The 20,596-nt window shown below is 69.6% G+C and carries 15 protein-coding genes and 3 tRNA genes; 5 read left to right on the top strand and 13 right to left on the bottom strand.

From position 1 onward, the window contains the following. Positions 1-144 precede the first annotated feature (144 nt). Genes BM286_RS05465 through BM286_RS05435 form a run of 7 tightly spaced genes read right to left on the bottom strand, consistent with a single transcriptional unit; the run spans position 145 to position 10,654 of the window. A complete protein-coding gene (locus BM286_RS05465) occupies positions 145-957 on the bottom strand; it encodes a DUF7537 family lipoprotein (RefSeq protein ID WP_092920581.1) in 813 nt (270 codons plus the stop codon). A gap of 45 nt (positions 958-1,002) precedes the next feature. Further along, positions 1,003-1,422, bottom strand: coding sequence for a NusA-like transcription termination signal-binding factor (locus tag BM286_RS05460; RefSeq protein ID WP_092920580.1), 420 nt, complete (start codon positions 1,420-1,422; stop codon positions 1,003-1,005). Further along, on the bottom strand, positions 1,422-4,076 hold the full coding sequence (locus BM286_RS05455) for a DNA-directed RNA polymerase subunit A'' (protein WP_245779337.1): 2,655 nt from the start codon (positions 4,074-4,076) through the stop codon (positions 1,422-1,424). The genes BM286_RS05460 and BM286_RS05455 overlap by 1 nt, the downstream gene beginning before the upstream one ends. Before the next feature lie 22 nt (positions 4,077-4,098). After that, positions 4,099-7,026, bottom strand: coding sequence for a DNA-directed RNA polymerase subunit A' (locus BM286_RS05450; protein ID WP_092920578.1), 2,928 nt, complete (start codon positions 7,024-7,026; stop codon positions 4,099-4,101). Positions 7,027-7,032: 6 nt separating this feature from the next. Next, the gene (rpoB, locus tag BM286_RS05445; protein ID WP_092920577.1) at positions 7,033-8,862 is read right to left on the bottom strand and encodes a DNA-directed RNA polymerase subunit B; all 1,830 of its coding nucleotides are present in this window, start codon (positions 8,860-8,862) and stop codon (positions 7,033-7,035) included. 2 nt (positions 8,863-8,864) lie between these two features. Further along, entirely contained in the window at positions 8,865-10,430 is a 1,566-nt protein-coding gene (locus BM286_RS05440; RefSeq protein ID WP_004599096.1) for a DNA-directed RNA polymerase subunit B'', read from the bottom strand. Beyond that, positions 10,427-10,654, bottom strand: a complete 228-nt coding sequence (locus BM286_RS05435; protein ID WP_092920576.1) for a DNA-directed RNA polymerase subunit H — start codon at positions 10,652-10,654, stop codon at positions 10,427-10,429. The genes BM286_RS05440 and BM286_RS05435 overlap by 4 nt, the downstream gene beginning before the upstream one ends. A 297-nt stretch (positions 10,655-10,951) precedes the next feature. Between BM286_RS05435 and BM286_RS05430 the strand changes: the two genes are divergently transcribed. Both BM286_RS05430 and BM286_RS05425 read left to right on the top strand, forming a co-directional pair. Then, positions 10,952-11,024: transfer RNA gene (locus BM286_RS05430), tRNA-Asp, on the top strand. Between the two features lie 30 nt (positions 11,025-11,054). Next, positions 11,055-11,127 (top strand) — tRNA-Asp (locus tag BM286_RS05425). Between the two features lie 195 nt (positions 11,128-11,322). On the opposite strand, the gene BM286_RS05420 is transcribed toward BM286_RS05425, so the two are convergent. The 3 genes from BM286_RS05420 to BM286_RS05410 all read right to left on the bottom strand — a co-directional run bounded on the left by BM286_RS05420 (position 11,323) and on the right by BM286_RS05410 (position 14,344). Beyond that, on the bottom strand, positions 11,323-12,327 hold the full coding sequence (locus BM286_RS05420; RefSeq protein ID WP_092920575.1) for a histone deacetylase family protein: 1,005 nt from the start codon (positions 12,325-12,327) through the stop codon (positions 11,323-11,325). Beyond that, the gene (locus BM286_RS05415; protein ID WP_092920574.1) at positions 12,328-12,759 is read right to left on the bottom strand and encodes a histone family protein; all 432 of its coding nucleotides are present in this window, start codon (positions 12,757-12,759) and stop codon (positions 12,328-12,330) included. Between the two features lie 91 nt (positions 12,760-12,850). Further along, on the bottom strand, positions 12,851-14,344 hold the full coding sequence (locus tag BM286_RS05410) for a single-stranded DNA binding protein (RefSeq protein ID WP_092920573.1): 1,494 nt from the start codon (positions 14,342-14,344) through the stop codon (positions 12,851-12,853). Positions 14,345-14,591: 247 nt separating this feature from the next. On the opposite strand from BM286_RS05410, the gene BM286_RS05405 reads away from it, so the two are divergent. The 3 genes from BM286_RS05405 to BM286_RS05395 all read left to right on the top strand — a co-directional run bounded on the left by BM286_RS05405 (position 14,592) and on the right by BM286_RS05395 (position 16,297). Next, positions 14,592-14,664: transfer RNA gene (locus BM286_RS05405), tRNA-Arg, on the top strand. A 526-nt stretch (positions 14,665-15,190) separates the two neighbouring features. Next, positions 15,191-15,469, top strand: a complete 279-nt coding sequence (locus BM286_RS05400) for a hypothetical protein (protein ID WP_241988372.1) — start codon at positions 15,191-15,193, stop codon at positions 15,467-15,469. Positions 15,470-15,604: 135 nt separating this feature from the next. Next, the gene (locus BM286_RS05395) at positions 15,605-16,297 is read left to right on the top strand and encodes a hypothetical protein (protein ID WP_092920572.1); all 693 of its coding nucleotides are present in this window, start codon (positions 15,605-15,607) and stop codon (positions 16,295-16,297) included. 12 nt (positions 16,298-16,309) lie between these two features. Here the strand turns inward: BM286_RS05395 and azf are convergent, their stop codons facing one another. The 3 genes from azf to mutS form a co-directional block, all read right to left on the bottom strand. Beyond that, positions 16,310-17,212 (bottom strand): NAD-dependent glucose-6-phosphate dehydrogenase Azf, encoded by a 903-nt coding sequence (azf, locus tag BM286_RS05390; protein ID WP_092920571.1) that lies wholly within the window; start codon positions 17,210-17,212, stop codon positions 16,310-16,312. Positions 17,213-17,333: 121 nt separating this feature from the next. Further along, a complete protein-coding gene (locus BM286_RS05385; protein ID WP_092920570.1) occupies positions 17,334-17,684 on the bottom strand; it encodes a cell division protein SepF in 351 nt (116 codons plus the stop codon). A 71-nt stretch (positions 17,685-17,755) separates the two neighbouring features. After that, positions 17,756-20,554, bottom strand: coding sequence for a DNA mismatch repair protein MutS (gene mutS, locus BM286_RS05380; protein ID WP_092920569.1), 2,799 nt, complete (start codon positions 20,552-20,554; stop codon positions 17,756-17,758). Between the last annotated feature and the right edge of the window lie 42 nt (positions 20,555-20,596).

Below are 20,596 nucleotides of genomic sequence, written 5' to 3'. Positions count from 1 at the left end.
TCAGATCCCCCGAGCGGCACCTCTCGACGGATCTGAGAGTGTTTCACGCGGAGGCGCGATCGAAAACGACGGACGCTCGCTCCCGCTGAGCCGGTAAGCCGACGAGAGCGCCGGTCGTTCGATCCCCGTCGGACGCCTCGAGCGTCAGCCGCTCGTCTCCTCGCGCGCCGTCTCGACCCACGCCGGCTCCGACACCGTCGCGCCGAGGTCCAGGTAGTCGATGTCGACGTCGACGGTGGCCGACTGCCCGTCGTGGTCGCCCGCCCACGACTGGACGAGCCGCGGCACGACGCCGGACTCGTACACGTGAACGGTCGCCGACGCCGTCTCGACGGTCTCGGGGATGTTCCGGTCCCCCTCGAAGGCGTCGGCGGTGAACCGGGCGGTCGGCTCGCCGCGCACCTCGCCCTCGCCGTCGCTCGCCGGGTTCCACAGATTCAGCCCCTCGTACTCCGTCTTGCCGCCCTCGGTCTCCTCCTCGACGCGGATCCCGGTCGCCACCTCCGAGCGCATCGCCGACTCGAGCGCCGCCGCCGACCGGTCCGTCGACCGGCGGGCGTACCGCGTCCCGTCGGCGGTGCGCCGGCGGATGAACGCCGTCCAGTCGGCGACGTACAGCTCCGAGACGTCCGGCTCGTCGGTCTCGGTCACCTCCTGTCGCACGTACTGGCGCCCGTTTTCGAGGTCGTAGGCGGCCTCGTACTCCTGTGAGGGGAGCCACGGGCTCGGCTCCGCGTCGCCGTCGTGGCTCGTCGCCGCCGTCGAGGAGAGCGTGGCGCCCCCGGCGTCGACGAGCGCGTCGGCGTGTCGCTCCGCGAGCGTCGCCGCGTCGAGGCCGTCCGCCGCCCGCCAGTCGGCGTCGGGGAACGGTCGGTCCGACCCGTCGCCGCCGAGGCAGCCTGCGGCGCCGACCGCGGCTCCGACTCCCACTCCGGCGAGGAAGCGTCTTCGGTCCATGCGAGAGCGAGCTGGCGCGTCGGGAAAAGGGCGCGGGTTCCCGGCTCAGGTTAGCTGGACGTCGTCGACGTCGTAGTGCCGCTCCGCGAGTCGGCGGGCGGTCTCGATGTTGTCGCCGTCCGCGCCGATGGCGACGCCGCGGTCCGCCTCCGGGACCTCGACGTACGCGACGCGGTCGTTCTGCTCCGAGATGGTGACGGCGTTGACCGCCGCCGGCGCGAGCGCGCTCGCGACGAACGCCTCCGCGGTGTCGGCGTCCTCGACCAGTTCGATCGACTTGTCGAGCTTGCGCTCGGCCTCCGCGACGGTCTCGCCGGCCTGCCCGATCGCGGCGGCCATCTCGCCGGCGGGCACCACGAACACGAGCCGGTCGCCCTCCACGAGGCAGTCGGTCGGCGCGACGCCGGTCAGCTCGTCGAACCGACCGATGTATCGCCGCGCCTCGTCGGAGAGCTCGACGTACATCAGTCGTCGCTCACGACGCGCGACCCCATCCGGAGGTCGACGTCGCCGGTCCCCATCGAGATGGGCTTGCCGGCGATGACGTTCTCGATGACGCCGTCGAGCTCGTCGTACTCGCCGTGGATCGCGGCGTCGAGCAGGTGGTTGACCGTCACCTCGAACGCCGCGCGAGCGAGCACCGAGTCCTTGTTGCCGGAGATTCCGTGCCGGCCGATCGACTCGATCTCGCCGTTGTTCGTCATGATGTCGGCCACGAGCATGAGGTGACGGACGTTCACGTCGTCGAGCCCCTGCTCTTCGAGCGTGTTCTTCGTCTCGTCGATGATCGTCTCGCGGGCCGCCTCGACGCCGAGGTTGCGGTAGATCTCGTGGATGTTGTTACACGTCGTCCGCGAGGCGTCGACCCCCTCGATGTCGAGGGTGTCGCCGAACGCCGACCCCTCGGTGTAGAGGACGAACTCCTCGTCGCCGTCGATCTCCTCTTTACGGATGACGACGCGCTCGATCTCTTCGATCCCCTTGAACACGATCTCCCGGAGCCGCTCGACGAGCTGGAGCAGTTCGCGGTAGCTCGGCTCGTTGGGGCCGAACTCGATCACGGTGCCGGCCTGCCGGACGTCGACGCCCAACGCGTCCTCGATCGTCTCGGCGATGATCCCGGCGATCTCCGTCGGGTCGGAGTGGGTTGGCCACCGCTCCAGGAGGGTGTCGTCGTTCAGGTCGATCCGGACCAGCATGTCCGCGACGTTCGTCGACACGTCACCGAGCGCGAGGATGCGCGTGGCCTCGATCGACCAGACGACCTCGTGGGCCTTCTCGCGGTCGGTGGCGTACTCGCCGTCGAGGTGGACCGTCATCATCGGCGTGTCCGGCGTCTTCCGAGCGTCCACCAGCTCGATGAGCCGGGGGAGCCCCTGCGTGACGTCGATCTCTGCGACGCCAGCGTAGTGGAACGTGTTCATCGTGTTGTGTGTCACGACGCCCTCCGCCGTGGTGAACGTCTCCAGTCCCTCGACCGAGAAGTCGTACACGTGGTCGTGTTCGGTCGATACGCCTTCGATCGACTCGATGCGGTCCCACACCACGTCGCCGGCGACCGCCTGGCGGAGTTCGTCGAACGCCTCCGAGTCGACGCCGGCCTCCTCCGCCTCGTCAACGAGCCGTCGGAGCCGGGAGCGGCCGATCCGCTGGCGGTTCGACGCCGCGTTCACCTGTCGGCTCGGAATGCCGGCGTCGGACGCGACCTCGCGGAGCGCGTCGCCGAAATTCGGAACCTGATCGGTGGCGTCCGGTCCCGTCTCGTCGAGCTCGGCGGCCGCAGCGTCGAGTTCGTCTCCCCGCTCGCCGACCATTCCGATCCGGTCGGCGAAGCGCTGGACGTGTTTCTTCGGCACGCGGAGCGTCCGCGACGCGTCCTGTTCGCCGAGCGTCGCGTACACGTCGAACCGAGCGAGCAGCAGCGCGATTCCCGCGGTGAGCCGGTCGCTCGTCGAACTGGAACGGACCGCGCTTTCCGCGACGTTGCCGTCGCCGCTGAAGTACCCACTAAGCAGCCCCCGGGCGAACTCGTCGTCCGCGCCGTACGCGAATCCGGGAACGATCTTCTGCTCGTCTTCCGTACACGCGGCGCGCAGGAAGTCGGCGAGGATCGTCCCGTTCACGCGAACGTCGTAGCCGCGAGCGAACCCGCTGTCGTTCTCGTACTCGTTCACCGAGAGGTCGAACCGATCGGCGAACGCTCGGACGCGGTCCTGGAACGTCTCGTCGACGTTCGAGACGGACACGTAGTGGTCCGTCAGCGACCCCTCCGCGAGCCACGCGCCGACGAAGAACCCCGTCTCCGCGTCGAGCGGGAATCGTTCCGGGAGACCGACCGTCCCGCCGGTCGGATAGACGGTCTCCCCGTCGAGGTCTCCGGCGTCGAGCGCGTCGCGCTTGTTGCGGAGCTGATCCGCCCCGACCGGAGCGGTGTCGACGCCGCCGTCGGCGAGCGTCGACGTGTACCAGTAGTCGGTCGCCGGGAGGAACTCCCGGAGGTCGACCTCGTCGTCGCCGTCGCTCTCGTACGAGCCGACGACCGGGAGCCAGTCACCCGCTTCGAGGTCGTCGCCGGCGACCGGGACGACCTCGTTGTCGCGCCGGGTGACGAACGAGTGGGCCTTCGTTGCCCGGATCGTCCGACCGGACTCGAGTTCGAACCGAAGCAGCTCGTCCGGCGCGTCGTGGCGACTGACCTCTTCGACGGGCTTCCAGCGTACGCCCTCGTCGCCGTCGAGGCTGAGCGTCTCCAGCCCGTCGGGCGCGAGCCCGACCTCGTGGTCGTCCACCGACCGGGACTCGCGGGACGTCAGTACCTCGTCGACGAGCGGGCCGATCTCGACGACGTCGGTCGTACCGCTCCGCCGAACCACGACGCGCTCGTCGGACGGGACGCTCATCTGCGTCCCGGGCTCGCCGATCGACTGCGCCGAGACCGTTCCGACCGGGTCGAGGGGGTCGACCCGCGTCTGCTCGTAGCGGTTCTCGACGCCCTCGACGATGTCGGTCGCCTGCTCGATGGTGACCCCGCCGGCCTCCTCGGCCTTCCGGTCTATCGCCTCGTACACCTTCGTCTTGAGTCGGCGCGGAAGCTCGGTCGCCTCCACGACCGCCTCCATGTCGTCGGTGACGCCGTCGAACTCAGTCATCGGACTCCACCCCCGGCCCGCCGGCCTTGTTAAGTCCCGGCCCGGCGTGCTCGGAGAGGTTCGTCGGCGGCTCGCGCTCGCCGAGGAACCGCTCCTTCTCCTCGTCGGAGGCGAACTCGGCGTCGACGACGCGGTCGACGATACCGTCGACGTCGATCCCGTCCTGCTCGCCGGACGATACTTTCACGGGCGAGGTGCCGTCTTCGCCGAACTCGAACTGGACGATGCGGCCCGAGGTGTCCCGGACCGTCCCGTCGTACTGCGCCTCCAGCTCGGAGAGCGCGTTGATGAGCCGCCGCTGGAGGTAGCCGGACTTGGAGGTCCGGACCGCCGTGTCGACGAGCCCCTCGCGGCCGCCCATCGCGTGGAAGAAGAACTCCTGGGGCGTGAGCCCGCCGCGGTAGGAGTTCTCCACGAAGCCGTGCGCCTCCGAGGAGAGGTCGTTCGGCCGGTAGTGGGAGAGCGTCCGGTCCTCGTAGCCGCGGTTGATCCGCTCGCCGCGGACCGCCTGCTGGCCGACGGAGCCGGCCATCTGCGTGAGGTTCAGCATCGACCCGCGTGCGCCGGAGCGGGCCATGACGACGGCCGGGTTGTCGTCGCCGAAGTGCTGGTCGGCGATCTCCCCGGCCGAGTCGCGGGCCTTCCCGAGCGTCTGCATGATCTTCATCTCGAGCGTCTCGTCGACGCCGCGGCCCGGCAGCGACTCGAGCTCGCCGGCCTCGTACGTCTCGATGAGCTCCTGGACGCGGTCGTAGGCGCTCTCGATCGCCTCGTCGACCTGCTCTTCGGCCTCCGGCGGGATCGACTCGTCGTCGATCCCGATCGAGAACCCGAAGTTCATGATCGCGCGCATCGCCAGCGACGCGATCTCGTTGATGAACACGCGGGCGCGGGTCTCGCCGTACTCCTTGGTGAGGGTGTCGACCACCTCGCCGCCGAACGCGCCGACCGCGTCCTCGTCGATGGTCCCCTCTATCAGCTGGCCGTCCTCGATGACGACGCTGTCGCCGGCCGAGGAGGTAAACGAGAGGTCGAGGTCGTCGGGGAGCAGCTCCGAGAACAGCGTCCGGCCGGTCCAGAACTCGCGGCCGTCGTCGTCGACGCCGTCGGCCTCGGGCAGCTCGTCCACGCGCGTGGCGCGGAGCAGGTCCAGCGCCTGCGTCTCCGAGAACTCGGGATTCGAGTGGGTGAGCAGGTACGTCCCGGAGATGTGGTCCTGAATCGCACCGATGATGTTCCCGCCGAAGCGGGGCGAGAGGATCTGCTCTTGGACGCGCATGAGGACGCGCGCCTCGGCGCGGGCCTCCTCGTTTTGTAGCGCGTGCATGTTCATCTCGTCACCGTCGAAGTCGGCGTTGTACGGCGGACAGACGACGGTGTTGAGCCGGAACGTCTTGTACGGCATCACCACGACCTCGTGGGCCATGATGGACATCCGGTGGAGCGAGGGCTGGCGGTTGAAGATCACGATGTCGCCGTCCACGAGGTGGCGGTTCACCTCCCAGTCGGGTTCGACCTTCTCGGCGAGCTCCTCGCAGTTCTTCTCGGTCACCTTCAGCCGGCGCCCGTCGGGGCGACGCACGTAGTTCGCGCCGGGGTGGGCCTCGGGGCCGTTCCGGACGTACTGACGCGCCTCGTCGACGTTGCGCTCGGTGACGTTGAGCGTCTGCGTCATCTCCATGGCGACCCGGTCCGGGACGCCGACCTCGTTCAGCGACAGGGTCGGGTCCGGCGAGATAACGGTCCGGGCGGAGAAGTTGACGCGCTTCCCCGAAAGCGAGCCGCGGAAGCGCCCCTCCTTCCCCTTCAGCCGCTGGCTGAGGGTCTTGAGGGGGCGACCGGAGCGGTGGCGCGCCGGGGGCGTCCCGCTGATTTCGTTGTCCACGAACGTGGTGACGTGGTACTGGAGGAGCTCCCAGAGGTCCTCGATGATCAGCTGCGGGGCGCCCGCCTCGCGGTTCTCCATGAACCGCTGGTTGATCCGGATGATGTCGACCAGCTTGTGCGTGAGGTCGTCCTCGGAGCGCTGGCCGTTATCGAGCGTGATGGAGGGACGCGTGGTGACCGGCGGGACGGGGAGCACGGTCATGATCATCCACTCCGGGCGGGAGTGCTCGGAGTCGATGCCGAGGACCTCGAGGTCCTCGTCCGGGATGTCCTCGAACCAGTCGCGGATGTCCGAGGGCATCAGCTTGTTCATGTCCTCTTCGGTGAGGTCGACATCTAACGCCTTCTCGATGGCGCGGCGGTCCTCCTTGCGCGGGCGGAACTCGCCGGCCATTATCTCGTTGATCCGGTCTAAGGCGATGTCGGTCTCCTCGGCGAGCTCCTGTGGCGACGTGCCCGGGTCGTCCGCCTCCTCGTCGGGCTGCATCGCGGCCGCGATTCGCTCGGAGTAGTCGCCCGAGAGCACGTCCTGGACCTCGTAGTAGGTGGTCGGCTTCTCGTGTTTGATGTCCGCCTGCGGCTCGCCGCAGAACGGGCAGGTCGACGCCTTCCGGGCCTGCCGGACGGCGGCCTTCAGCACGTCGTGCTCGTCGTCGCCGAGCTCCTTCGCGCGCTCGTAGCGGTCTCGAAACTCGTCGCGCTGCGCCTCATCCAAGGCGAGCCGGCCGCACTCGCGGCACGTCGAACGGAGCAGCCGCCGGATGAGCTTCGTGAAGCCCACGTGGATGACGGGCGCGGCCAGTTCGATGTGGCCGAAGTGGCCGTTACAGGAGCCGGAGTGGGAGCCGCAGGTCCGACACTCCAGACCGGGGTCGATGACGCCCAGTCGCGGGTCCATCAGCCCCATGTCGATCGGGTAGCCGTCGTCGTCGTACGTGTCGGCCGTGATCACCTTCGTCGCGGACATGTCCCGGTACGTCTCCGGGTCCATGAGGCCGAAGTCGATCCCGCCCAGCACTTTCGGTGTTTGCATTGACATCTAAATCGCGTCCTCCAGTTCGAGTTTCGGTCGGATGCCGAGGGCGATCATCTCGTCGAGCAGCAGCTTGAACGCGTAGCTGACCTCCAGCTCGTGGATGTCGTCCTCGTCGCCCGTGACCGGGTCGTACACGCGGCGCTGCTCGCGGTCCTCGACGGCGACGAGCCCGGTCTCCGCGGAGACGTGAACCGTCTCGGCGTCGGACGACTCGAGCAGCCGCTCGTTGAGCACCATCGACGCGCCGTGGCCGATGATCGTGTCGCGCTCCATCTCCCCGACGCGCAGCCCGCCCTCGCGGGCCCGCCCCTCGGTCGGCTGGCGCGTGAGCACCTGGACCGGCCCGCGCGAGCGGGCGTGGAGCTTGTTCGACACCATGTGGTACAGCTTGTGGTAGAAGATCGTCCCGACGAAGATCTCGGCGTCGATCTTCTCGCCGGTGACGCCGGAGTACATGACCTCCTTGCCGGAGGACTTGAAGCCGTGGTCCTCCAGTCCGTCGCGGAGCTCCTCCTCGTCTTCGCCCTGGAACGGCGTGCCGTCGACCCGGGAGCCGCGGAGCGAGCCGACCTTGCCCCCGAGCATCTCCAGCACGTGACCGACCGTCATCCGCGACGGCAGCGCGTGCGGGTTCATCACGAGGTCGGGGACGACGCCCTCCTCGGTGAAGGGCATGTCCTCCTGGGGCGCGAGGTGGCCCACGACGCCCTTCTGTCCGTGTCGGGACGCGAACTTGTCGCCCAGCTCGGGGACGCGCTGGTCGCGCACCTTCACCTTCGAGAGCTTGGAGCCGTCCTCGCCCTCCATCAGCGTCACGGTGTCGACGACGCCCGACTCGCCCGAGCGCATCGTCACCGAGGTCTCACGGCGCTTCTGCGGGGAGAGCCCGCCCATGTCGTCGGGCTCCTCGAGGAAGCGCGGCGGGCTCGTCTTTCCTAAAAGCACCGAGGACTCGTCCACCTTCGTCTCGGGGTTGACGAGGCCGTCCTCGTCGAGATGGGTGTACGCGTCCTCGCCGCGGGCGCCGCGCACGTCCTGTTCCGGAATCTCGAAGCGGTCCTCCTGACCGCCGGGGTACCGGCGCTCCTCGCCCTCGTAGGTCCGGAAGAAGTGCGAGCGGGTGAGCGCGCGGTCGACGGAGCCCTGGTTCATCACCAGCGCGTCCTCGATGTTGAACCCCTCGTAGGACATCACGGCGACGACGAAGTTCTGCGCCGCCGGCCGCTTGTCGAAGCTGATCTGGTCGGACGTCTGCGTCTTCACCATCGCCAGCTGCGGGTAGTGCAGCAGGTGCTGACGCGTGTCGGGCCGGATCCGGTAGTTGGCGGAGGGGAGCCCGAGCGACTGCTTCATCATCCCCGCGCCCATCGTGATCCGGGGGCTCGCGTTGTGCTCGGGGTACGGGATCATCCCCGCGCCGATACCGAAGACGAGCTGCGGGTCGATCTCGAGGTGCGTGTGGTCCTCGGTCACGTCCTCCTCGTCGACGGCGACGAGGATGTCCTCCTCCTCCTCGGCGTCGATGAACTCGACGTAGCCGCGCTCGACGAGGTCCTCGAACTCGACCTCGCCGCGCTCGACGGCCGCTATCTCCTCGTCGCCCAGCAGCGGCTCGCCGTTCTCGACGACGATGAGCGGGCGCCGCGCCCGCCCCGCGTCCGCGTTGACGATGACCTCTCGGGTCCGGTCTTTCACCGAGACGTTCACCATTTCCGAGACGTCGCCGCGGCGGCGCGCCTCGCGGATCTGTTCGGCGAGCTCGTCGGGGTTCTCGTGGGTGCCCACGAGGCTCCCGTTGACGTACACCTTCGCTTCGCGTTCTGCTTGTGCCATGATCAGTCGTCCGCCGTCTGTCGTTCGACGCCCTCGATGCCGGGGATACCCTCGACACCCATCGACGCCAGTTCTCGTTTCAGCCCCTGTTCGTCCTCGACGGTCTGTGAGAGCTCCATCGCCTGCGCGAAGTTCTTCACGAGCCCGCAGTTCGGCCCCTCCGGCGTCTCGGATGGACAGATGCGACCCCACTGGGTCGCGTGGAGGTCCCGCGCCTCGAAGTGCGGCTGCGACCGCGACAGCGGCGAGCGCAGGCGCCGGAGGTGCGAGAGCACGCCCATGTAGTCCGTCCGGTCGACGAGCTGGGAGACGCCCGAGCGCCCGCCCACCCAGTTCCCCGTCGCGATCGGGTGTTCGAGCCGCTCGGTCAGCACGTCGGAGCGGACGACCGTGTTGACGGTGAGCTGCCGGTTCCGCATGTTCGCGCGCTCGAGCTGGTACTTCACGTCGCGCGCCAGCTTGTTCAGCGCGGTGCGGAACAGGTCGCGCATCAGGTCGCCGGAGACCTTCAGGCGCTTGTTCGCGTAGTGGTCCTTGTCGTCGGCCTCCCGGCGGTCCAAGGCGAGCTCGAAGCACGCCTCGGCCATCCGGCAGAGGTAGTACGCCTTGTTGATGCGGACGTCCTCCTCGTCGACGCCCTCCTCGTGGAGGTGCGGGAGGAGGTAGCGGTCGATGACGTAGTTCGCCCGCTTGAGCTGGTAGTTCTTCCCCTGGCCGGAGGCGACGCGCTCGCCGAGGGTCTCGATGGCCTCCTCGGTCGTCTGGACGTCGGCCTCCTCCAGATTCTCCAGCATGAACTTCACGATCTCGGGGTCGTCCGAGACGCGGTGGACGATCTCCTCGTCGGATTCGAGTCCGAGCGCCCGGACGAGCGTCACGAAGTCGATGGAGCCGGAGACGGAGGGGAACGACACTTCGAGCAGCCCCTCGCGGTTGCGCTCGCACAGCACCAGCGCGCGGTACCCGCGGCGCTGGGAGAACGTCTTGGCGACCTGGATCTCGTCGCCGTACTTCGAGTCGTACTCCGCGAGGATCTTGTTCGGCGCCAGGTCCTCCGAGGTCATCAGCACGCGCTCGGAGCCGTTGACGATGAAGTAGCCGCCGGGGTCGACGGGGTCCTCGCCGATGTCGATGAGCTCCTCGTCGGAGAAGCCCGCCATGTTACACTTGTTCGAGCCGACCATGATCGGCATCCGGCCGACCTTCGTCTCGGTCGTGTCGACGACCTGTTCCGGCTCGTCCTCGCCGCCGCGCACGATGGACATCTCCATGAACACGGGCGCCGAGTAGGTGATGTTGCGGAGCCGCGCCTCCTGGGGGTAGAGCAGCTCCTCGGAGCCGTCGGCCTCGCGGACGCGCGGGGTGACCATCCGCACGTCCCCGAGCTCGACGTAGACGGGCTCCTGACCCTCCTTGTCGCCGATGTCCGTCTCGATCGTCTCCTTCTCGTCGACGACCTCCTGCATACCGCGGTCCAGGAAGTTGTTGAACGAGCGGAAGTGGTGTTCGGCGAGCCGTTCGTCCGAGAAGTACTCGCGTGAGACAACGCGTCGGTCTTGCCTGTTCATGAGACGACCAGTCGATAGACGACCGCCTCGTCGGTCGTGCGGGAGTTTCGAACGATTTTCACCACGTCACCGACCTCGGCCTCGTCGGAGAGCGCGGGATCCGTGCGTTTGATCTTCGGTAAGTTCGTTTTCTTCACGTCGTACTCCGCCAGGACTTCCTCGATCTCGTCGGCGTCGAGGAGCACGTGGTCCGGGACGAGTTCGTGTTGGCTTACGTCTACCATGGGTGGTGGTTATTGAAAGAAGCTATCACGAGATACTACAGGAACATATATACGCCAGCGGGATAAGAGTTACCAAGTTTCGCCGCGCACGGCTCCCGACGGGGGCGTTCGACACTCACACGCACGCAGGGTCAACACAAAAGGATACCGGAGCGGACGAACGACGCGCTCGCGCGTCGACCCCGCCGGTCCCCGGGAGCCGGCATCCGAGAGCCGAAATCCCCTGTTACCGACCCTCACTCCGGACGGCGATGACAAGCCTTATCTGCCAGACAGGGGTACGAACTGGTGCGACAAGCCCGGATGGTGTAGTGGCCCATCATACGACCCTGTCACGGTCGTGACGCGGGTTCAAATCCCGCTCCGGGCGTCCCCGGTTTCGGGGCGCTGTCGCCTGTTTGCCCGGATGGTGTAGTGGCCCATCATACGACCCTGTCACGGTCGTGACGCGGGTTCAAATCCCGCTCCGGGCGTTTCTGCTGTCGCAACACCGAACGAGGAGCGCAGCGACGAGCGAGTCCGACATCGACGGACCCAGACGGAGGGATTTGAATCTGAGGACGAGCGAACGCAGTGAGCGAAGTCCTCCGGGTTCAAATCCCGCTCCGGGCGTCTCTCGCTGCCGCAACACCGAGCGAGGAGCGCCAGCGACCGGTCAGGAGCTCGGACTACAGGCCCAGCTCCGACCGGAGGTCGTCGACGAGCGTTTCCGTCTTCTCGTCCGGCTCCTCGTCGGTGTCGACGGGGGTCCGGCCGTCGTACGTCTCGTGGACCATCGAGACCCCTTCGGCGAGCGTGTCGAGGCCGTAGCCACCCTCGAGGACGTACGCGTCGGCGGCGCCGACATCGTCCGCGAGCGTCCGGATCCGATCGGTCAGCAGCGCGTACCCCTCCGAGGAGACGCGCATCCGCGAGATGGGGTCGTGGCGGTGCGCGTCGAAGCCCGCCGAGACGATCAGCAGGTCGGGGTCGAACCGGTCGACCGCGGGTGCGATCCCCTCGTCGACGGCGTACAGGTAGTCGGCGTCGCCGGCGCCGGCCGCCAGCGGGAGGTTCGCGGTCGCCTCCTCGCCGTCTCCCTCGCCGGTCTCGTCGAGGGCGCCCGTGTCCGGGTAGAGCCCGTCCTCGTGGATCGAGGCGTAGAAGACGTCGCCGCGGTCGTAGAAGATGTCCTGCGTACCGTTGCCGTGGTGAACGTCCCAGTCGAAGATCGCGACGCGGTCAGCGAGCCCCTCGTCGAGGGCGGTCTGGGCCGCGACCGCGGCGTTGTTGAAAAAGCAGAACCCCATCGCGTCGTCGGTGACGGCGTGGTGGCCCGGCGGACGACCGATAGCGAACGGCGTCTGCCGGCCGGTCGACCCGTCGAGCGCCTCGCGGGCCGCCCACTGGGCGAGGCCGGCCGAGGTGAGCGCCGCGTCCCAGGTCCCCTCGCTCGCGACGGTGTCGGGGTCCCAACTGCCGCCGCCGTCCGCCACGAACGATTCGAGTTCGTCGACGTAGTCGGGGTCGTGGACCGCCGTGACCGCCGCCTTCTCGGCGGGGTCCGCCTCGGCGTACTCGACGCCGTGCCGCTTCGCGAGGCCGCGGCGGATCGCGCGGAGTCGGTCCGGGTTCTCCGGGTGTCGTTCGCCGGTGTCGTGGTCGAGGCACCGCTCGCTGTAGCCGAACCGCATCTACTCGAAGAGGGCGAAGTACGTCTCGATGTCCTCGGCCTGTACCGTTCGCCGGTCCGCGTGTCGGGCCAGCGTCGCGGCCGCGCTCGCGACGTTGTCGGCGTAGTCTTCCAAGATGTCGGCCAGCGCGACGCGCGCGTCGACGCCGACGCGATACCGGTCGTCGATCCGGAGTCGGGCGATCCGGTCGATCGGCGCGACCGGTAGCGTGAGGTCCTCCCGGCTGACGACCTGCTCGACGCCGAAGTCCGCGGCCATCAGCGTCTTCCGGCCGTCCGCGGTCGCCTGCTCGGCCGCGTCGATGGCTAGCTCCGCGCCGTGCGATTGGATCCGTCGCGCGAGCTCCTCGGCGGCGTCCGCGCTGACGCGGAGTTCCCCCGCGTTCCGCCGGATGATCCCGTCGACCGGCGCGAACGGCAACTCGACACTCATACACACAGTCGCGTCCGTGTATCGTATAACGCTTTCCGTTAGCCGCATCGCGGCCGGGTCCGTGGGCGGATCGGGACGGGAGAGACCCGCGTCAGAAGACGTCGTCGGCGTCGATGGTGCCGTCGCGCTCCGGGCCGCGAACGGTTACCTCCTCGCCGAGCCGGAGGCTCGCGTCGGTCTCGACGGTCCGCGTCTGCTGGCCGTCGTCGAGCACGACCGGATCGCCCGTCTGGACGACCGTGCCGGTGAACTCGACGTCCTCGGTCGACGGCTCCGTCGTCGCGGCCGCGGCACCGCCGGTCGCACCGCCCCCGTCGTCTCCGGTCGTCTCGCCGGCGACGGCCTCGGCGGCCGCCTTCTGCCCGTCCTCCGCGAAGGCTCCGAGGCCGGTCTCGCTCGCGTCGCGGTCGGCGGCGTCACCGCTCCCCTCCGTACGGGACCCCGACGCCCCGCTCGCTGCGCCGGCCGCCGCGTCGCTCTCGCCGTCGAGGACGGAGACGGTCGAACGCCAGTTCGCAGACGCCTCAAGGTCGTCCTGCCAGCCGTCCTGGATCTCGACGTCGGTGAAGACGACGCGGTCGGCCAGGTCGATCTCGCGGTCGGCCTTGTCGCCCCACAGCGCGACGCGTATCTCGCCCGTCTCGTCTCTGATCCGGACGTTTCTGACCTGTCCCTCGCTGCCGTCGTCTCGGTCGAAGGTGCGCACCGGGTCCGTCTCGATGACGCCGCCGCCGATGTCGACGGTCTCGCCGATCTCCAGGTCGGCGATGTCGGTCGTCTCCGGAACGTACTCGACGTCCTCGTCGACGCGCTCGACCGTGCCGCGGTCTCCGACGTGGAGCTCTAAGTCGCCGTCGCGCTCGCGGACGTAGCCGTCACCGACCTCGACCACCTCGCCGGGCTCGAACTCGTCGGCGAGGTCGGCCTTGTCGTCCCAGAGCGTGACGCGCACGCGGCCCGTCTCGTCGCCGACGGTGAGGTTCGCCACGCGCCCCTCGCTGCCGTCGTCGCGGTCGAACGTCCGGATCGAGTCCGTGTCGAGCACCTGTCCGACGAGGTCCACGTCGGACGCGCCGAGCGTCAGGTCCTCGACGCGGTAGGTGTCGAGCACCTGCACGTCGACTTCGGCGTCCTCGTCCGGCTCGACCTTGTCCGCGCTCACTTCGAGGCCGCTGTACCCCTCCTTCGGTCGACCCATGACCCGGAGCACCTGTCCGACCTCGAGTTCGCCCTCCGCGGCCGCGGCCATGTCGTCCCAGAGTGCGACCCGGACCGAGCCGGAGGCGTCGGCGACGTCGACGTTACACACCCGGCCCTCGTCGGCCTCCTCGTCGTCGCGCTCGAACGTTCGGACCTCGCCGATCGCGGTCACCTTGCCGAGGAACTTCACCTCGTTCATCCCCGGTTCGATGTCGGCGATGGTGTCTGCCTCCTCGTCGCGCAGCTCGTGCGCGATGAGCATCGCTGCGGTCTCCTCGTCCGCGAGCCCGCCCATCTGCTCGACCTTGTCCTCGACGGCGGCCTCGAACTCCTCGAACTCGACATCGGTGTCGAGGTCCTCGTACACCTCCTCTATGGCTCCCATACGCGTACCTCCGTGGTCGGTGAGTTCGCGGATAAGCGTTGCCGTTGTCGGGGGGTCGCGCCGGAGCCCGCCCGGTCGGTGAGGCGACGGACTCGGGTCCCGGTCGCGGCTCGAAGGCGTCTCATAGGCGTTCATGGGGCCCTCCGATACAAAAGGTGTTCATCCGCGTCGGGAGTGCGTGCGGACCGCAGGCACGCGACCGCCGGACCGTAACCGTCTTATGTTCCACCGCGATACGTTGAGATGAGTCCTGGTAGGGTAGTGGACTATCCTCTTGGCTTGCGGAGCCAGGGACCGGAGTTCAAATCTCCGTCAGGACGCTCACTTTGCGGCTGCCTCGCTTCGCTCGGGAGCCGCCGCGTTCGGTCCTGACTTGCCCGACGCTCGCTCCGCTCGCGTCGGACTCCGTCAGGACGTTTTTCGAGGCACCAAACGGCGAGCGGAGCGGGGAGCGACCGACGGGGCCGCGGACGGTGGAGCACCCGGAAACGGCGGCCCTTCGACCGCGGTATTGGTCCACACACACGAGGAACTATTAACTCGGTTCCGTCGTTCGGTGAACGTACGCCCGGTCGGTCCCCCGCCACCGGGTCGAATCCATGACCGTCCGCGACCCCATTCCGACGTTCGCCCCCCGCTGGAGCGTCCGGAGACGGGTCCGCGGGCCGGTCGCCGCTCTCCTCGGCACCGTCGCCGCGTGACCTCGACGCGGGGGCGGCCGACTCGCCGCCGAAGCGAGCGCGCCTCCCCTCTCTCGACGCGACGGCCCCACTCGTACCGTTTTCGACGACCGAATCCGCTCGAAGCGCGAGGCGAACGCCTCGCGCCACGACTCACTACCAGACGATGACAGCAGACCGATCCCCCTCCAGACGCACAGTCCACCCCGATCCGTACGCGAACCCCCACCCGTCCGATCCCCTCCCGTCGCCGGGCGCGCTGGTCGCCTTCGCGGCGCTACCGGTGCTGACGGTCGCCGCCCTCTCGTTCCCGACCGCGGCGGCGGTCGCGCTGGCGACCCTCTGCGGTGCCGTCGCGGGCGCGGCGCTTCACCGCCGGTACCCGAGGGCGGTCGATCGAACCGTCCGGCTACCGGACGACGACGGCGCCGTCGGGAAGGCCTGATCGGCCCGCCGCGGGCGAGCACCGCCTCCGCCCCGCCGCTGACGTTTCGCCCTCCGCCCCGCCGCTGACGTTTCGCTCCGCTTCGCGGAGTCGCGGAACTCGCCATTTATCACTCGTCGCCGCCGACCGCGAGGCGTGACCGACCGCGACTCCGGTTCGGACCGAGACGAGCGCGACGTGCCGTCCGCGTCAGTCGCGATCACCGCCGGCGCCGCGCTGTTCAACGAGGGGCGCTTCCTCGCGGCGAGCGGCGCCTGGGGTTCGGGGGGGCGACCGCCAGACGACGACGGCGACGCCGAGCGCGACGGCGACCGCGACGCCGACGACGTCGAGCGACTGCGCCGGGGGCTGGCCGCGGCCGCGACGGCGACGCACCGCGCGGCCGACGGCGACGACTCGGGCGCCGCCGAGCGCGCGGCGGACGCCGTCGCCGCGCTGACGGGCGTCTCCGACTCCCGGGGAGTCGCGTTGGCCTCCGTCCGAGAGTGGGCCGAGAAACTCGCCGCGGCCTCGACGGACGCGGACGCGGGGAGTGCGCCGCGGATCCGGGTCGACGACGAGACGCCGGCGTTCGGCCGGCTGTCGCTCGCCGCGGCCGGGGTCGCGGCGCCGGCGCTCGCGAGGGCGGGCGAACCGGGCGATCCGCAGGTGCTCGCGACCGCGGCGGAGTTCGCTCGCGAGGAGCGCGGGACGGGACGGACCGAGTTCGCCGAACTGCTGTTCGCGTACCTTCGGACGCCGGACGCGCGACCGCAGGTGGCCGCGCGGCTGGGCGATCACGTCGAACGCGAGGCGCGGAAGCGGCGCGACGTCGACGGGCTGTTCTGAGCGTGGGGCCGATCAGGCGTCGTCCGGGTCGGCGGGGAAGTTGGGTTCGGCGGGCGACTCCGGGGCGGGCCGATCGGCGTCCGACGCGAACGAGTCCTCGCCGTAGCGACCGCCGTTCGTCTCGGTGTCGCGGTCGGACTTGGGTTTGCCCTCGAAGGTGTAGTCGGCGGAGTTGTCGGCGGGGTCGTAGCCGAGCGCCTCGCGGGCGCGCTCGATGGAGTAGTAGCGGCGGTCGTTGTCCGAGATGCCGTACACGACCTCGTAGCCGTAGTCGGCCCGGAGACAGCGGTCGAACAGGTGCGCGCAGTCGCGGTGCGAGAGCCACATCGCCTGGCCGCGCTCGTACTCGCGGGGCGGGTGGTCCCTGGTGAGGTTGCCGATCCGGACGCAGACGACGCTCATCCCGAACTCGTCGTGGTAGAAGCGTCCGAGCGACTCGCCGGCCGCCTTCGAGACGCCGTAGAGGTTGCCGGGGCGGGGGAGTTCGCTGCCGTCGAGCCGGTAGTCGTCGTCGGGGCGGTACAGGTCCGGCGTGCGCTCTTCGGTCTCGTAACCGCCGACGGCGTGGTTCGAGGAGGCGAACGCGAACTTCTCGACGCCGGCCTCGGCGGCGGCGCGCATCACGACCTGCGTGCCGTCGATGTTGTTCCGGAGGACGGAGTCCCACGGCGCCGTCTTCCGGGGGTCGCCGGCGAGGTGGATCACCGCACCGACGTCGGCGACCGCCTCGCGGACGGCGCGCTCGTCGGTGATGTCCGCGACGTATCGGTCCGCGTCGGTGACGCCGGCGGGAACCTTCGCGGCCGGGAGCGGCTCGCGGTCGAGGAGCCGCCACTGGTAGTCGCCGCCGATGCCGCGGAGGATGGCCTGCCCCACCCGTCCGCCGGCGCCCGTCAGCAGGACCGGCTCGTCCATTCGACTCTACGTGGGCGAGAGAACGGCATATATGACACGGTTCGACCGCGTACGCCCGGATTCGGGGCGTAAATCGGGATCACGGAAGGATATACGGAGCGAGACCGCCGGAACGCGGCGGCTACAGTTTCTGTCGCGAGACCTTGACGCCGGTCGGCGTGACGATGATCTGGTCGTCGCCCTTCTGGACGATGTCGCCGTCGACCTCCTCGACCACCTGTCGAAGCTCGTCGTAGACGCGTTCTATCGTCCGGTCCGACGTGGAGTGACGGGTGATGTCAGCGATGACGAAGTCGCCGTCGTAGACGGCGTCTTTGATCGGGATGACGTCGCTCTGGTCGGCGATCTCCGCGAAGTGTACCTGTGTGCCCGTCTCCGCGTGCGCGTCGGCGAAGTCGTCCGTGTCGAGCTCGACGTAGTCGTCGACGGAACGATTCCCGCTCCCGCCGAGGATCTTGCTCATGATGCCCATACACACCACACGACGTGGTCGGACATTAGTTCTTACGTCAGACGCGCCCGTGCGTCCGTCTCGCAGCGCGGTCAGTCCAGCCGCTCCTGCCACTCTTGGACCCGCGAGAGCAGCTCCACCGGCGGAGTCTCCGCGACGTCGACGTCGCTCAGTTCCTCGATCACGGCGCGGGTCTCGGGGTCGAGCCGGTCGGCGGCGGCGGGCGCCGCGGTCTCTGCGGTCTCCGCGCGCTCGCCGGAACCGGCCGCCATCGACCCGCTCTCCGCTCCGTTTCGACTCCCCTCGGAGGCCGAGCCGCCAGTGCCTGCCGCCCCCTCGTCGCCGTCCCCGCCCGCGAACGACCCCGACGAGAGGTCGAACACGACCTGCTGCGTGTCCCCCGCGCCGCCGCCCGGAACCTCGCCGGCGCCCGAGCCGGTGCCGTCGCCGTCTCCCGCGCTTCGCGAGCCGCGGGCCTCGATCGCCTTCTCCTCGCGGAGCCGGTCGAGGACCTCGTCCGCGCGGGAGACGACGGGGTCGGGCACGCCCGCGAGATCGGCGACGTGGACGCCGTACGACCGGTTCGTCGGCCCGTCGCGGACGGTGCGGAGGAACGTCACCTCGCCGTCGCGCTCGTCGACGGCGACGTGGACGTTCGCGACGCGGGGGAGGTGGTCCGCGAGCGTCGTCAGCTCGTGGTAGTGGGTGGCGAAGAGGGTACGCGCCCGGACCTCGTTGTGGAGGTACTCCGTCGCGGCCCACGCGATGGAGATACCGTCGTAGGTGGCGGTCCCGCGGCCGACCTCGTCGAGGATGACCAGCGAGTCCTCGGTGGCGGAGTGAAGGATGTTCGACAGCTCCTGCATCTCGACCATGAACGTCGAGCGCCCCTGCGCCAGTTCGTCGAGCGCGCCGACGCGGGTGTAGATGCCGTCGACGAGCCCCACCTCGGCCGCGCGGGCGGGGACGAACGAGCCGGCCTGCGCGAGCAGCTGGATCAGCGCGGCCTGTCGCATGTACGTCGACTTCCCGCTCATGTTCGGCCCGGTGACGATCAGGAAGCCGCGCTCGGCGTCGAGCCGGAGGTCGTTCGGGACGAAGTCGGTCGTCCCCTCGACGACCGGGTGGCGCCCGGCCTCGACGTCGAGCCGGCGCTCCTCCGTCAGCTCCGGGCGCGACCAGTCTCGGCGGGCCGCGTGGGTCGCGAGCGAGGCGAGCGCGTCGAGTTCCGCGATCGCCCGGCCGGCGTCCTGGAGCAGTTCCGCGCGCTCGGCGACGCGCTCGCGGAGCGCCTCGAACAGCTCGTACTCCAGCTCGCCGCGCGCCTCCTCCAGGCGGAGGACCTCCCGCTCCTTCTCGGCCAGCTCGTCGGTGACGAACCGCTTCGAGTTCTTCAGCGTCTTGATCTCGCGGTACCCCTCGGGCACCCGGTCCGCCACCGACTTCCCGACCTGGATGTAGTAGCCGTCCGTCTTGTTGCGGTCGACGGTGACGTGGCTGAGCCCGTGTCGCCGCTTCTCGCGCTCCGCGAGGCCGTCGAGCCACGATTTTACCGACTCGTGGCGACCGATCAGCTCGTCGAGCTCCTCGTCGTACCCCTCCTTCAGCAGCCCGCCGCCGGTCTTCGCCTTCGGCGGGTCCTCCGCGAGCGCCTCGGCGAGCTCCTCGCGCAGGTCGGCCGCGCGCTCGCGGTCGACGCGGTCGAGGACGGCGGCCGCGGGCGAGTCGTCGAGGGGGGTCCCCGCCACCGCGTCGGCGAGGTCCGGGAGCAGCGCCAGCGTGTCGCGGACCGAGAGGAGTTCTCGCGCGCCCGCGCTCCCGCTCGTCGTGCGCGACGCGAGCCGTTCGAGGTCGTACGCGTCGTCGAGCACCTCGCGGATCCGATCGCGCGCGAGCGCCGCGGACGCCAGCGCCTCGACCGCGTCGAGTCGGGCCGCGAGCGTCTCGCGGTCCCGGCGGGGGCGGGTGAGCCACTCGCGGAGCAGCCGCCCGCCGGCGGCCGTGACGGTGTGGTCGACGGTGTCGAACAGCGAGCCGTCGGCGTCGCCCCGCATCGTCTCGGTGATCTCGAGGTTGCGCTGCGTGGTCGCGTCCACGTCGACCCGGTCGTCGGCGCCGTACGCGGTGAGGCGGGTCATCGAGGCCAGCACCCCCGCGCCGGTCTCCTCGACGTACGAGAGGACCGCGCCCGCGGCGCGGACCGCGAGTTCGGAGTCGAGCCCGACGCTGTCGGTCGTCTCGCGGCCGAACTGCTCGCGAACCGCGTGTCGCGCGCGCCCGGTCGCGAACGCCTCCGCGTCGAACGCGGTCACGCGTCCCGAGAGGTCCTCGCGGACCGCCCCGAGCAGGCCGTCGTCGTTTCGGACCCGGGGGCCCGGGAGGACCTCCGCCGGGTCGAAGCGGTAGAGCTCGGCCCGCAGGTCGCTCCCGTCGTCGACCGTCGTGGCGAGGAAGCGGCCGGTGGTGACGTCGGCGAGCGCGAGCCCGTAAGGGCCGTCGGCGTCGGAATCGGCCGCTTCGTCCCGCACCACGGCCGCGAGGTAGCGCGCGTCGTCGTCGCTCGTTTCGAGGACGGTCCCGGGAGTGACGACTCGGACGATCTCGCGGGCGTGGTCGCCCCCGTCCGTCTCGTACTGGTCCGCGACCGCGACCCGGTAGCCGCGTTCGACCAGGGCGTTCACGTACGGCGTCAGCTCCGAGAGCGGCACGCCGGCCATCGGGTACGACGAGCCGTGAGAGGACTTCTGCGAGATCGAGAGGTCGAGCTCGTCGGCCACCAGCTCGGCGTCGTCCGCGAAGAACTCGTAGAAGTCGCCGCACTGCATCGCGAGGACGTCCGCGTCCGTCTCCGCCTTGAGATCGAGGAACTCCCCGACGATCCCCGTTGCCATATGTCCGTACTCCCGCCGTGCGCGGCTAAAACCCTGCGGGTG

The organism is Halorubrum sodomense (assembly GCF_900111935.1).
Lineage (GTDB): Archaea > Halobacteriota > Halobacteria > Halobacteriales > Haloferacaceae > Halorubrum > Halorubrum sodomense.
The sequence above is the reverse complement of the archived record's forward strand: the minus strand, read 5'-3'. Positions and strand labels throughout refer to the sequence as shown.

Coding starts and splice junctions, on each gene's coding strand:
- BM286_RS05460 (WP_092920580.1), bottom strand. CDS start 1,422: ATGTACGTCGAGCTCTCCGACGAGGCGCGGCGATACATCGGTCGGTTC.
- BM286_RS05420 (WP_092920575.1), bottom strand. CDS start 12,327: ATGCGGTTCGGCTACAGCGAGCGGTGCCTCGACCACGACACCGGCGAA.
- BM286_RS05455 (WP_245779337.1), bottom strand. CDS start 4,076: ATGGAGGCGGTCGTGGAGGCGACCGAGCTTCCGCGCCGACTCAAGACG.
- BM286_RS05385 (WP_092920570.1), bottom strand. CDS start 17,684: ATGGGCATCATGAGCAAGATCCTCGGCGGGAGCGGGAATCGTTCCGTC.
- mutS (WP_092920569.1), bottom strand. CDS start 20,554: ATGGCAACGGGGATCGTCGGGGAGTTCCTCGATCTCAAGGCGGAGACG.
- BM286_RS05450 (WP_092920578.1), bottom strand. CDS start 7,026: ATGCAAACACCGAAAGTGCTGGGCGGGATCGACTTCGGCCTCATGGAC.
- BM286_RS05440 (WP_004599096.1), bottom strand. CDS start 10,430: ATGAACAGGCAAGACCGACGCGTTGTCTCACGCGAGTACTTCTCGGAC.
- rpoB (WP_092920577.1), bottom strand. CDS start 8,862: ATGGCACAAGCAGAACGCGAAGCGAAGGTGTACGTCAACGGGAGCCTC.
- BM286_RS05400 (WP_241988372.1), top strand. CDS start 15,191: ATGACAGCAGACCGATCCCCCTCCAGACGCACAGTCCACCCCGATCCG.
- BM286_RS05415 (WP_092920574.1), bottom strand. CDS start 12,759: ATGAGTGTCGAGTTGCCGTTCGCGCCGGTCGACGGGATCATCCGGCGG.
- BM286_RS05435 (WP_092920576.1), bottom strand. CDS start 10,654: ATGGTAGACGTAAGCCAACACGAACTCGTCCCGGACCACGTGCTCCTC.
- BM286_RS05465 (WP_092920581.1), bottom strand. CDS start 957: ATGGACCGAAGACGCTTCCTCGCCGGAGTGGGAGTCGGAGCCGCGGTC.
- BM286_RS05410 (WP_092920573.1), bottom strand. CDS start 14,344: ATGGGAGCCATAGAGGAGGTGTACGAGGACCTCGACACCGATGTCGAG.
- azf (WP_092920571.1), bottom strand. CDS start 17,212: ATGGACGAGCCGGTCCTGCTGACGGGCGCCGGCGGACGGGTGGGGCAG.